Genomic DNA, 11186 nt, shown 5'->3' on the forward strand with positions numbered 1-11186 from the left:
GCGGGCGTCCGCCTATCCATGACCAAGGACTCCAAAAGGCCCGCGAGAGCCACGTACATAGCCTCCGCCCTTCACGCTGAGCAACGGGGAGGACTGGATACACTCCTTCACCTGAGAAGTGCGTTCGACCAGCGCGGGAACATGGACCCAACAATCCCCGTTCTCACTGGTCAGGGCATCTTCTGCCTCTGTGGCCAGCAGTCTGACAAGCCACCTCGTGAAAGCGCGAGGCTAACAGACGTCGACCTCAGCGAGTGCCGATTTGCGGGCGCGGTGCACTTGGACCAAGTGCGCTTGGAAGGTCAGTGCCCACTGGCCCACACTCCGAGGAAGGTCTGGTGGCGGCGCGGAGTTCCGATGCGCTGGACGCCACGGCGGACGCTGGCCGAGGAACAGCACTGGCGGGCGGCCCAGTCCGCAGCTGCGGATGGCTGGGCACCCGCACCGCGTGGGATTGAGGTGCTGGAGCCAGCCGCGCTGGCGCCGGTGTACCGGCAGCTGCGCAAGGCATTCGAGGACAGCAAGAACGAGCCTGATGCGGCGGACTTTTACTACGGCGAGATGGAAATGCGCCGTCACGAGACAAGTCGGCCTTTCAGCGAGCGGGCTCTGCTGACCGTGTACTGGGCTGCTTCCGGCTACGGACTGCGCGTCTCCCGCGCTCTGGGGTGGCTACTGGTCGCGATGACGGCAACGCTGCTGGGCCTAATGGCATGGGGCCTGCCCAAGGACGATCCGAAGCCGACCAGCACCGGACAGGTCACGGGCGAGCGCATAACGCTGATCACTGATACCCCCAAGCCGGTCAACCCAGACGGTCCTCTGAGCGAGCGGTTCACCACTGATCGGTTGGAGAAATCCATACGAGTGGTCATCAACTCGGTGGTGTTCCGATCGGGCCTTGACCCCGGATCTTGAACACGTCTATGCGGCTCGGGTCAGGGTAGTTGATGTTGAGTGGAAGGTGTTCTCGTAAGCGATCGGGGATCGCTGGCCGAGCCGGGAATGCCGGCGTCGGTTGTTGTAGCGGGACAGCCATGGGCAGGCGTCGAGGCGGGCCTCACGTTCGTTTGGCCAGCCCTTTCGCCCCTTCAACGTCTCCCTTTTGAAGGTTGCGTTGAACGATTCCGCGGCGGCGTTGTCCGCGCTGCTGCCCACTGCGCTCATGCTCTGGCGGACGCCGGCGAGGCGGCATTGCGCAAACCGTGGTCGCCGCCCGACTGGAACGGAAGGTGGAACCGGTATTCCACTCCGATTCTTTCGGGTATCGGCCTGGACGGTCTGCCCTGGACGCGGTGGAGAAATGCCGGGAGAGGACGTGGAAGAGGGACTGGGTGGTCGATCTGGACATCCAGAAGTTCTTCGACAGCGTCCCCTGGAACCTCATCGTCAAGGCGGTGGAGGCTCATACTGACGCCGTTTGGGTGAAGTTGTATGTGGAACGGTGGCTCCGGGCGCCACTCCAATTACCCGACGGCACCTTGCAGAAGCGGGACCGCGGAACCCCTCAAGGTTCAGCGGTCTCGCCTGTGTTGGCGAATCTGTTCCTGCACTACGCGTTCGACATGTGGATGGCCCGGGAGTTCCCCGACATCCCGTTCGAGCGGTATGTGGATGACGCGGTCGTGCACTGCGTCATGGAGCGTCAGGCCAGGAGACTGGTTGAGGCGATCGGGAACCGGATGGAGGAGGTCGGGCTGCGTCTGCATCCGACCAAGACCCGGATCGTCTACTGCAAGGACGCGAACCGGCGGGGCGCATACGCGCAGACGTCGTTCACGTTCCTGGGGTCCACGTTCCGAGCCCGTGCGGCCCGCAGCAGGCACGGGGTAACCTTCCGGTGCTTTCTGCCGGCGGTCAGCAAGGACGCCCTGAAAAGAATGAGTGCCGAGGTGCGCAGCTGGCGTATTCATCGGCGTACCCGCCACACCTTCGCTCAACTCGCACGGTTCATCAACCCGATCGTGCGGGGATGGATCCAGTATTACGGGGCGTACTACCGCTCCGCGCTGGAGCCCCTCCTGCGGCGCATCAACGCCTATCTGGTGCGCTGGATCCGCCGAAAGTACAAGCGGCTCGCGGGCTTCAAGAAGGCCAAGGAGTGCTTCCAGGGAATCACACAGCGATACCCAGGGATGTTCTTCCACTGGCGGTTTGCCCGTCACTTCTGGTGCTCAGGGTGACAAGAGCCGTGTAACGGGAGACTGTTACGCACGGTTCTGTGGGAGCCGGAGGGGGAAGTTCCCTCCGGCTACCCGACCCGACGTACTTCGTGTTCGGGGCCTCGGCGGTGAAGTCCCGGCCGATCAGGTCCGGCGCCTTCGCCGCGGCCGGGTCCGGGACGGTGGTGCGGTGCCGACGCCGCAGGCGCACACCCTCAAGGCCGATGGCCCGCATGATCCGGGCGACACGCTTGTGATTGACCGTCTGACCGCCCTCGTCGCGGAGCTCAGCGGTGACTCTCGGGGCTCCGTAGGTGCCGTCGGAGTCGCGGTGGACCTTGCGTATCCGGGCCGCGAGCCGCTCATCGGCGGCCTGCCGGGCCGCGCGGTCCGGGGCGGTGCGGCGCCAGTAATAGAAACTCGAGCGGGCGATGCCCAGGATGTCGCAGAGTCGCTTGACGCCGAACCGGCGCTGTTGATCCTCAACGAACTGGCAGCGGTTCACCAGCGCGTCCCTCCCGCGAAATACCGGGCCGCCTTGCGGAGGATGTCCCGCTCCTCCTCCAGCTCGCGGATCCTCTTCCTCGCGGCGGCCAGCTCCGCCTGAACCCCGTCACCGTCAGGCCGCGGCGCCGCCGCAGGTGTGGAGTGAGCGCCGGACCGGCGTCCGTCAGCGGCCCGGATCCAGTTCCGCAGCGTCTCGGTGTTCACCCCGAGGTCGGTGGCGACCGACTTGATCGTCGCTCCTGGACGGGACCGGTACAACGCGACCGCGTCCGCCTTGAACTCGGCGGGGTAGTGCTTCATCTCCACAGGGACTCCGTTCTCCTGGACCATCAAGATCCAAGTCTCTCCGGTGTTCAAGATCCGGGGTCAGGGCCCGATGTTCCTCAACCCCGGTTCTTGGGCACGCGCACCACGCGCCGTCGCTGTGGCCCGATGGTGGCGGTCTCGCTGAGTCGGTCGACGATCACGCCAGGGATGACCGTGCTGGTCAACGGGGCCGCCGGTGGAGTGGGCCACTTCGCGGTGCAATTGGCGAAATGGAAGGGGGCACACGTCATCGCGGTGGCCTCAAGTCGGCACGAGCAGTTCCTGCGCAAGCTCGGCGCCGATGAGTTCATCGACTACACCACGACGCAGGCCGCGGACGTGGTCAGCCTCGGAGCAATCTAGGCCGTGTCTCTTAACTGCGGGCACGCGCGAGGGGCTTCGGCCGAGCCTCGTAGAATCGTGGTGTGGCATTCATGAGCACTCCGCACTGCTGCTTCCACTGATCGGGAGGCTGTGAGGGCGATGCCGGACGGCATCGCCCTCCTCGGTATGCCTGCCGCGTGACCCGCGTTTCGGCGCTGCCCGCATCGAGGGCCGCCGCCGATCCGTCCTCCTTGGACGGCCATCTTCTGAGCGCGCGTGCAGGCACGGTCCCTTCCCTTCACCGTTGCCAGGAGTGTCTTGTGCCTGTTTCGCTTCCCCCTGCCCTCGAATCGTTCCTCGATCTCCTGCGCTGTCCGACGTGCGGCGCTTGTCTCCACCCCGGCCGCGGCGCGCTGCGCTGCCCGGCGGGCCACACCTTCGACATCTCCCGTCATGGCTATGTCAGCCTCCTGGCGGGCGCCCGTGCCACCAGCGGCGACGACGCGGCCATGGCCCGAGCCCGGGACCGGTTTCTGGCCACCGGCAGGTACGGGCCGATCCGCCGGATCGTGGCTCACCTGGCGGCCGACGCCGTGCCCGGGCAGAGCACCGTGGTGGACGTGGGGTGCGGCACTGGCTACTACCTGGCCGGCGTCCTCGAGCAGTTGCCCGGTGCCCGCGGTCTGGGTCTGGACACCTCGGTGCGCGCCCTGCGCGCGACGGCCCGTGCCCATGAGCGAGCAGCCGCTGCGGCCTGGGACGTTTTTCGCCCCCTTCCGCTGGCCGACGGGATGGCCGACGTCGTGCTGGACGTGTTCGCCCCGCGCAACCCATCCGAGTTTCACCGGGTGTTGCGCCCGGGTGGTCGGTTGGTTGTGGTACGTCCGACTGGGCGGCACCTGCTCGAATTGCGCAGCCAGGTGCCCGGAATGGTCGCGATCGACCCGGCCAAGGAACGTCGTCTGCACAAGGTGCTGACCCCTTTTTTCGAGGCCGCGGGTACCAAGCTGGTGGAGTACGTCACGTCCTTGACCCGACCGGAGGCCCTTGATCTGGTGGGGATGACGCCGAGCGCACGCCATCTGAACGGTTCGGACCTGGGCGATTACGGTCTCGTGCCCGACCAGGTCACCGTGTCCGTGCTGGTCACTGCCTACCGGCCTCGGTGACCACAAGCGGGCGCACGCGCCTACTGACGGACGAACAGTGGGCACGCCTGGCGCCCTACCTTCCCTGTAACACGGGGAAGGTGGGCGCCCGTTCGCCGACCACCGCCGCGTCATCTGCGATCTCTCGGTTTCGTGTCAGTGAATGGTGTGACAGTGGCGGGTTCCCTGTGTGTTGCCTGGATGTACTGGTCAGTGAGTCATACGTCGGGCTCGCCGGACGTGCTGCCGCTGTCATGAGGTGAGAGATCGGGGGTGTCGGTGCTGTCACCGGGCTGTATAGGCGCAGGTCGCGTACTGACACGAAATCGAGAGATCGCATTCAGGGCCCGTGGATCCGTCAGGCTGTGGACACGGGCGGCCGGGCGTGCCGTCCCGTACTGCGCTGCTGCTGCCGGTGCACGACCCATCGGACCAGCGGCAGCAGCCCCAGCCATACCACCAGCATGACCGGAACGTTCGTGAAGTCGCCCACGACCAGGGCCGGAAGCGTGCACAGGGCTGCTCCGGCCGCTTCCTTGCCCCGCGTCACGAGTGTGGCGGGCAGGGCCTGCACGGCGTGGCGCCGGGCTCGGGTCAGGGCTGTGCCTCCCGCGTACAGGCCGTACGCGCCGCCGGAGAGCACCGCCAGGGCGAGCGCGCACACGAACGCCGGCTCCCCCTGTGGGGTATCGGCGGTCTCCTGGGAGATCTTGCCCTGCCGTACCGCGGCCGCGTAGTCCCGCCACAGAGTGACCGTCACGTTGTCACCGGGGCGCAGGCGCTTGAGCAGCGGCTCCGAGGCGCCCATGTCGATGCGGTGGGGCACCTGCGTCGGGCCGTTCAGATACAACGTGTACTGCGATGACTTGGCTTGCTCCTTGATCACCGTGCGGGTCACTGTCGCGTCGTACGAGCGCAGGCAGTCGTCGTGGGGAGAGGACAGGGCAGTGCACGGGGTCGCGGCGCGAAACGCTTTCTCGTCCTCAATCAGGTCGGGTATGGCGGCCAGCCCCGTGGCGCCGAGGAGGAGCATCGTGATGCCGAGCAGAGCCGCGCACAGCCCCCATACGCGGTGCCAGACGATACGGCGCCGCACGGCACCCGGCTCGGGCGGCAGGCGGAGGCGGTGGCCAACGCGCGGATCAGCGTGCGGCGTCATGAAGGCGTCCCCTTCCATGCCCCACCAGCGTGAGCACGGCCACGGAGACGGTCGCCGCGGCCCCCGTGGACAGTGCGTCCGCGACGTACCGGCCCAGCTCCGGCCGCAGGACGTCGACAAGGGCGAACAGCACGACAGCCCCCGCGGGGCCCGCTGCGACCGCTGCCAGCCAGGAGCGGTGGCGCGCCCAGAACCACTGCACAAGCCCCAGCCCGATGAGGGGAGCCACGGACAGCTGCGGCTCGTCGAGGGCGGCGCTCGCGGTGTAACCCAGGCCGCTGACCGCCCAGCAGACCGCGGCCACGAGCGTCGCCTCGCTCCAGGAGATGGCCCGGTCCACTACCGCCGCCGCTCATTCACGGCCCGGGTCCGACGGCGTTCCCGCCACCGGGCGGCACAGGCCGCCACGATCGAGCCGACCACGAGCGGCCCGGCGACCCAGCGCATCACGTTCGCCGACCACCCCGGCTCTCCGCCTACCATCAGGGTCACCGTCTCGACGACGAGGGAGATCCCCAGCAGAACAAAGCCGAGCCCCCAGGCGCGGACCACCCACACGGGCCCCTGGATCGGCTCCGGTGGCCGGCGAGGCCGGAACACGGCCCGCCACCCCAGCCACACGCAGCCCAGCCCCGAGGCCACGACGAGCACGTCCATGGCCCTGTCGAACACCTCGGTCACGGCCCCGAGCATCCACGCCTCCCTCTCCTGCTTCCCGCGGACCTCAGCACGCCAAGACCGCCACCGGCTCATCATGATGACCGCCCAGACGCGCCCCCTCATCCACCGAGTACGGCAGACGGCCCGCGCGACTGCTTTCCGGCACCCGGCAATGTGGATGACGACAGCCCGGGCTTCGTACGCTACAAGCAGCGTTTGCCTGCCGGTGTGGACAGCAACACCGTTGCGTTTGAGTCTTGAGTGGCGGGTCAAGCCCCGGTGAACTAGGCAACGGGACGCCCTGATAGGGGTCGTTACTCCTCGTGCGGCATGGGTGCCGGTTCGGCCTCCTCCATGCGGCGGTCGGTCCAGTACTTCTCTACGTCGCGCTGATCGTGCTGAACCTCGGAGGTCGATGTGCCGCCCCCGGGCTCAGGCGGAGAGGCGGGGGACTCGGACGTGTCCTGACGGAGTGCGACGACGGTGGCCACAGCCGCAGCGACGCCTGCGGTGACGACGAGGGCGCGGATGCCGGAGCGCTTCATGGGGCGACCTCCTTGGCGAGTGCGGAGCCGTACGGGAACGGCGCTCCGGCCGCGGGCTCTACCGGGCCGCCACGCGGCGCTTCCCCGCCCCGGCCTTGGCGGTTCGGGATGGCCCGGGGGAGGCTGGAGAGGGGGCAGGAGGCCGTCATGCGCGTCCAGAATATCCAGATCGGCGAGACCTACCAGGTCAAGGTCCCCCAGCGACTGCCGCCGGCCCTCCGCCACCGTATCCCCCGCACCCATGCCGACTTCGCCGCCGACATGCGACTGAACCTGCGCCGCGGCGACCGCTTCGACCTCACCGTCACCGGTACCGACCCCGAGGGCGCCACCGTCGACGGCTACGAGGCCACCACCACCAACCGGGTCACCCTGCGCCTCACCGCCGACCAGATCGACGCGGTCAAGCTGGACGCTGTGTATCTCTACGCCGACCTCGGGGACGAGGAAGTTGTCCGGGTCGGTGCAGGCCCACGTGCACCGGTGCGCCGCTGAACGCTCCTACTTGCCCGGCTTGAACGCGCCTTCCGCCGGGTGTGCGAACGTTTTTATCGTGGTCTTCTTCCCGGCCGCGGTCCCCTTGAGCGCGAGCTGCCCGCCCATCATCCGCAAGTCCAGGTAGAAGCGCACCACGCCCCGCTCGGTCTTCAGACCGTGGATGCGGGAGTCGATGTAGCCGAGCTTGTTCAGCTTCTGCCTCACCTGAATCGTGGTGGGCTTGTTCAGGCCCGTCAGCACCTTGGCTATGCGTTTGCCATGCTCACGCCCCTCACACGCTTCCACCCCGTTCAGCTGGGGCTGCTCAGGCGTAGCAGTGGGGGACGGCACGTTTGTGGGGGGCCTCTCGTCCACCGGCAGGAGCTCATTCGGCCGTGTGGGCGGATGCTCATCCGGGCCCGGATCATCCGACTCTGTCGCCGCCGGAGCATCCGGCACGCACGGCGCACCCACCCGCTTCAGCATTTCCATCAACGCGACCTGCGCATCCGGGCTCGGGCTGGTAGCCGGCGCCTGCGCGCCCACGCTGTTCGCGGTGGTCTGCTGCCGTCCCCCGGCCTGCTCGCTGCCGCACGCAGCCAGCGCCACCACCGCGAGCGCTGCCGTCCCCGTGCCCGTAAGAACTCTGTTCAGCGTCATGAACACACGGTCACGGAACAGCCTGACATCACGCATGAGCACGCGTACTCATGTGCACCCCGCCAGGCCCCGTAGAGGCGTGGTCGGGCCGGACATTCCTCCCAGCGCACCTTGTCGCCCTCTGCCCCGGAGAAGAAGGCGGGAAGGGACGGTGGGCGGGTGCACCGAGGCGGACCGACGCAGTCGGGGGCAGCGGTGACGGCCCACGCGGCCGCCACCGTCAGGCGGTCGCGGAGGCCGGGTGCCGCTGCTCCCAACGCCTAGTCAGTGAGCGCGGGCATCGCCATTGTTCCGTCAGACCGCCCACTCCAGTCCGAGGGCGGCCAGCGCCCGGAGCTTCTCCGAGGTGAGTTTGGCACGCCTCGACTTCGTGTTCGAGAGGAACACGCCGAGTTTGACTTCGGTGCCGTCTTCCAGTCGCTCTACGTGCCCCCTGGGGACGGTCACGGAGCCGGTGCGGGCTTTGTACTGCGTCAGGGCTGCTACGCCTCGCTCGAACGCCCCCGTGCCGCCCTTGGATGGCTTGGCGGGCGCCTCCGGCTCCGGGGTCAGCGGCGCGATGGCGAGTCGCTCTAGGCGTTCGCGTTGTCCGTCTGTCAGGGCCTGCCAGACCTCGGGCTTGCGCTGCTTGGCCAGCCATTTCCCGATGTCCATGCCGTGGACGGTGACGCCGGGCAGTACGTCGGCTTGGCCCTCTTCGTCGCGTACCAGCTCGCGGAGCGCGGCGTAGTGGCGTTGCCAGTCTGCTGGCCACGTCGGGTTCCAGTCCGCGTCGACTTCGCGCAGTGCCGCCTCCCATTCGGGGTGCCCGTCCAGCGCACCAGGGCGGCGGAGGTTGGACAGCCACTGGCCGATCGGCCGGTCCAGGGCGGTCGCTGGACGTGGGGCGCACAGTGTCCAGTGTTCCTCGTAGTACGCCTTCGCGGCTGCGAGGTTCTCCTGGAACCGCTCATCCGCAAGGGACCAGACCATGCCGAGCGTCTCCAGCCGCCCGGCGCGCTGGCCGGTCATCTGCCTGGCTCCGTAGGCTCGTCGTTGTTCTGCGACCCACTGCCCGAGCGGAAATGCCCCTTCCCGGTGTCCGTAGGGCGCTCGGGCGTTCCCCTCACGCTCGGTGTATTTACGTAGCGCTGCGTAGCCTCTGGCCCAGTCTTGACGTTCCGTGTCGATCACGTTGAAGGACACCCACTCCGCGACCATCACCGGGTCACGCGGAGCTGCGAAACGCAACAGCAGGCGGGATTCTTCCTCGCCTTCCTCAGGCGGCGGACCGATGTACTCGGACGGCTGAGCCACGTCCTTCTGCGGCTCCTGCGGAATCGCCAGCAATTCCACGGCCTCTTCATCATGAGCCCGAAGACCTTCAAGAACCTTCACCAAAGGCCGATACGATCCCGAAGTGAACATGTCTTCCGGCTTTTCTCCCGGCTGGAGAAATACCGGCACGATCAAAGAGGCGAGCTTGCCTTGTCCCGGCTTCTGCCGCAGCGCCCGCCCGATGGCCTGGACGATGTCGTGCGGCGCCCCCTTCGGGTCCAGCAGGGCAACGCTGTCCACGGCTCTGATGTCGACGCCCTCCCCGAGGACGCGGCAGTTCGAGAGCACGGCACGCCGCGCGGTGGAGCCGAACCCGCCCAGGACGTCCCGCCGGCGCTCGGGGACGTGCTCGCCGCACAGCCAGTCCGCCCACATCCGCGCCGGGTACCGCTCCGGACTGTCGGCATGCAGCTTGGCAGCCACACGCTCCAGGCCCTCCGCGTATGCCTGTGCCTCTATGGTCCGGTGGTGGAAGGTGATGCACGTCTGGAGCTGGTGCTGCTCCATGGTGTGCAGGAGAGCGGCCTGGAGCGCCCCGAGCCGCTGCCCACGCACCTCCTCGCTGCGCCGCTCCTCGCCCATCAGCCGCTCCGGGGTGACGACCGGGTCCTGGAGCTCCAGCACGATGATCTGGTAGCGCGCAAGCAAGCCGCGGGAGACAGCCGACGCCAGCGAGAGCTTGTAGAGGACGGGCCCGAACACGGCCTCGTCGTCCATGGAGGCCGCCATCTCCTTCGGCAGCGCCTCCCGCACCCCTTCGGCGACCTCCCAGTTCGGCCGCTCCTGCCAGATCCGCGGCGTCGCCGTCAGATACAGCCGCCGGTGCGCCGGGATGACGGTCTGGTCGTGGATGTCCGCCCACGCCTTACCCATCGAACCTGAAGTTCTGTGGGCCTCATCGACCACCGCGAGGTCCATCGGGGCCAGTTGCTGCCCGTAGGCGCCCTCGAAAGCCTCCGCGAGGACACCGAGGCTGGCATACGTCGCGTAGACGGTGACGGGCCCCGAGCCGTGCCACAGGGCCAGCTGTACGGGGTTCGTGGTGGAGCGCACCTTGAGGCTCCACAGCCCGGGATCGTCCTGGAGCGAACAGACGGCAACCGCCGGCCCCTTGTGCCCGGCGTCGTGCCACGCCTTCACCGTCTGCGCCAGAAGGTCCAGTGTCGGCACCAGAACGAGAATGCGCCCCTTGGGCACAATGCGCTTTGCCGACGCCGCCGCAATGATGGTCTTTCCCGTTCCGCACGCGGCGTGCACCTGCCCGCGCAGACCATTGAAGGGAATGCCGCCCGGCGGGATATCGAGACCACGCACAATGGCGGCCACGGCCTCAATCTGGTGGTCACGCAGTTTCACGGCCATTCCCGGGTTCTCCTTTTCGCGGAATGAGGCGTGCAATCAGAAATGAAAGTCCGGCGCAGCGAGAGGGGGCGAGGGTGGTGGTTTCTAATCCCAGAGTCTACACAGTTAACCCTGTGATGCATCACTGGCATGCCATGTTCCCGCCCTAGGGTGATACATGACCGAATCCCGCCCCATGGCGTTGGGTCGCGGTGCATGCTGACGGGGCGTTGGCGAGCTTGATCGTGCGAATCTTGGGAGCAGGGGAGGGGTTCGGGTGGAGCGCAGCGGAGCCCGTCACTACGGTGGGGCCGGCACTCCGTCAGGTCAACGGTCCGTCACTTTCACTGCGGGGAGTAGCTGGGATTCCCAGTCGCTACACAGGGCCAGCACGTGATGCACCCTCACCCTGTAGCCAGCCAAGGAGTCTCGCTTGCGAGGCTCCCCGCAATTCGCGCTTGCGCGAATTGACGCCCTTTCAGAATTCCGTTTACGGAATTCATTCCCGCGTTTACGCGGGAATTCCGAATTGCGCTTGCGCAATTCGCACTCTATGCAGCGGCTTGCCGCTGCATATCCC

The 11186-nt window shown here is 67.5% G+C and carries 12 protein-coding genes and 3 pseudogenes; 6 read left to right on the forward strand and 9 right to left on the reverse strand.

Annotated features, from left to right (window positions below):
• Positions 1-357: 357 nt before the first annotated feature.
• Positions 358-918 carry a hypothetical protein gene (locus tag ACFU8Q_RS33415; RefSeq protein ID WP_384461435.1) on the forward strand — a complete coding sequence of 187 codons (561 nt, stop codon included), beginning with the start codon at positions 358-360 and terminating at the stop codon, positions 916-918.
• A gap of 6 nt (positions 919-924) precedes the next feature.
• Here ACFU8Q_RS33415 and ACFU8Q_RS33420 read toward each other — a convergent pair.
• Positions 925-1194: pseudogene (locus tag ACFU8Q_RS33420) on the reverse strand (integrase core domain-containing protein); the annotation flags it as partial.
• Positions 1195-1205: 11 nt separating this feature from the next.
• Between ACFU8Q_RS33420 and ACFU8Q_RS33425 the strand changes: the two are divergent.
• Positions 1206-2183, forward strand: coding sequence for a reverse transcriptase domain-containing protein (locus ACFU8Q_RS33425; protein WP_384461438.1), 978 nt, complete (start codon positions 1206-1208; stop codon positions 2181-2183).
• On the opposite strand, the gene ACFU8Q_RS33430 is transcribed toward ACFU8Q_RS33425, so the two are convergent.
• Together ACFU8Q_RS33430 and ACFU8Q_RS33435 are read right to left on the reverse strand one after the other, a co-directional pair.
• Positions 2116-2667: an IS3 family transposase gene (locus tag ACFU8Q_RS33430; RefSeq protein ID WP_384461441.1), complete on the reverse strand. Its 552-nt coding sequence runs from the start codon at positions 2665-2667 to the stop codon at positions 2116-2118. The two genes, ACFU8Q_RS33425 and ACFU8Q_RS33430, sit on opposite strands and share 68 nt — an antisense overlap.
• A complete protein-coding gene (locus ACFU8Q_RS33435; RefSeq protein ID WP_384461443.1) occupies positions 2664-2975 on the reverse strand; it encodes a transposase in 312 nt (103 codons plus the stop codon). Before ACFU8Q_RS33435 ends, ACFU8Q_RS33430 begins: the two co-directional genes overlap by 4 nt.
• 156 nt (positions 2976-3131) lie before the next feature.
• On the opposite strand from ACFU8Q_RS33435, the pseudogene ACFU8Q_RS33440 reads away from it, so the two are divergent.
• The 3 genes and pseudogenes from ACFU8Q_RS33440 to ACFU8Q_RS33450 all read left to right on the forward strand — a co-directional run.
• A pseudogene (locus tag ACFU8Q_RS33440) lies at positions 3132-3323 on the forward strand (zinc-binding dehydrogenase); the annotation flags it as partial.
• 296 nt (positions 3324-3619) lie between these two features.
• Positions 3620-4468: a putative RNA methyltransferase gene (locus tag ACFU8Q_RS33445; protein ID WP_384461464.1), complete on the forward strand. Its 849-nt coding sequence runs from the start codon at positions 3620-3622 to the stop codon at positions 4466-4468.
• Positions 4465-4583 (forward strand): annotated as a pseudogene (locus tag ACFU8Q_RS33450) (IS5/IS1182 family transposase); the annotation flags it as partial. The gene ACFU8Q_RS33445 and the pseudogene ACFU8Q_RS33450, both read left to right, overlap by 4 nt.
• Positions 4584-4805: 222 nt before the next feature.
• Here ACFU8Q_RS33450 and ACFU8Q_RS33455 read toward each other — a convergent pair.
• From ACFU8Q_RS33455 to ACFU8Q_RS33470, 4 genes are all read right to left on the reverse strand, one after another.
• Positions 4806-5606 carry a hypothetical protein gene (locus tag ACFU8Q_RS33455; RefSeq protein WP_384461445.1) on the reverse strand — a complete coding sequence of 267 codons (801 nt, stop codon included), beginning with the start codon at positions 5604-5606 and terminating at the stop codon, positions 4806-4808.
• On the reverse strand, positions 5590-5946 hold the full coding sequence (locus ACFU8Q_RS33460) for a hypothetical protein (RefSeq protein WP_384461447.1): 357 nt from the start codon (positions 5944-5946) through the stop codon (positions 5590-5592). Before ACFU8Q_RS33460 ends, ACFU8Q_RS33455 begins: the two co-directional genes overlap by 17 nt.
• Positions 5946-6299 (reverse strand): hypothetical protein, encoded by a 354-nt coding sequence (locus ACFU8Q_RS33465; protein WP_384461450.1) that lies wholly within the window; start codon positions 6297-6299, stop codon positions 5946-5948. Before ACFU8Q_RS33465 ends, ACFU8Q_RS33460 begins: the two co-directional genes overlap by 1 nt.
• A 281-nt stretch (positions 6300-6580) precedes the next feature.
• A complete protein-coding gene (locus ACFU8Q_RS33470) occupies positions 6581-6811 on the reverse strand; it encodes a hypothetical protein (protein ID WP_384461453.1) in 231 nt (76 codons plus the stop codon).
• A 147-nt stretch (positions 6812-6958) separates the two neighbouring features.
• On the opposite strand from ACFU8Q_RS33470, the gene ACFU8Q_RS33475 reads away from it, so the two are divergent.
• Positions 6959-7306 carry a hypothetical protein gene (locus ACFU8Q_RS33475; RefSeq protein ID WP_384461455.1) on the forward strand — a complete coding sequence of 116 codons (348 nt, stop codon included), beginning with the start codon at positions 6959-6961 and terminating at the stop codon, positions 7304-7306.
• A gap of 6 nt (positions 7307-7312) precedes the next feature.
• Here ACFU8Q_RS33475 and ACFU8Q_RS33480 read toward each other — a convergent pair whose 3' ends face one another.
• Positions 7313-7948, reverse strand: a complete 636-nt coding sequence (locus ACFU8Q_RS33480) for a hypothetical protein (protein ID WP_384461458.1) — start codon at positions 7946-7948, stop codon at positions 7313-7315.
• Between the two features lie 294 nt (positions 7949-8242).
• Complete coding sequence (locus ACFU8Q_RS33485; RefSeq protein ID WP_384461461.1) at positions 8243-10627, reverse strand: Helicase associated domain protein; 2385 nt, start codon at positions 10625-10627, stop codon at positions 8243-8245.
• Between the last annotated feature and the right edge of the window lie 559 nt (positions 10628-11186).

Source organism: Streptomyces sp. NPDC057543 (genome assembly GCF_042801895.1).
In the GTDB taxonomy this organism is placed as follows: domain Bacteria; phylum Actinomycetota; class Actinomycetes; order Streptomycetales; family Streptomycetaceae; genus Streptomyces.

What these genes read in the sequence shown, in the direction of transcription:
- ACFU8Q_RS33415 (WP_384461435.1), top strand. Translation starts at nt 358, where the DNA reads ATGCGCTGGACGCCACGGCGGACGCTGGCCGAGGAACAGCACTGGCGG.
- ACFU8Q_RS33455 (WP_384461445.1), bottom strand. Translation starts at nt 5,606, where the DNA reads ATGACGCCGCACGCTGATCCGCGCGTTGGCCACCGCCTCCGCCTGCCG.
- ACFU8Q_RS33465 (WP_384461450.1), bottom strand. Translation starts at nt 6,299, where the DNA reads ATGCTCGGGGCCGTGACCGAGGTGTTCGACAGGGCCATGGACGTGCTC.
- ACFU8Q_RS33470 (WP_384461453.1), bottom strand. Translation starts at nt 6,811, where the DNA reads ATGAAGCGCTCCGGCATCCGCGCCCTCGTCGTCACCGCAGGCGTCGCT.
- ACFU8Q_RS33475 (WP_384461455.1), top strand. Translation starts at nt 6,959, where the DNA reads ATGCGCGTCCAGAATATCCAGATCGGCGAGACCTACCAGGTCAAGGTC.
- ACFU8Q_RS33480 (WP_384461458.1), bottom strand. Translation starts at nt 7,948, where the DNA reads ATGACGCTGAACAGAGTTCTTACGGGCACGGGGACGGCAGCGCTCGCG.
- ACFU8Q_RS33485 (WP_384461461.1), bottom strand. Translation starts at nt 10,627, where the DNA reads ATGGCCGTGAAACTGCGTGACCACCAGATTGAGGCCGTGGCCGCCATT.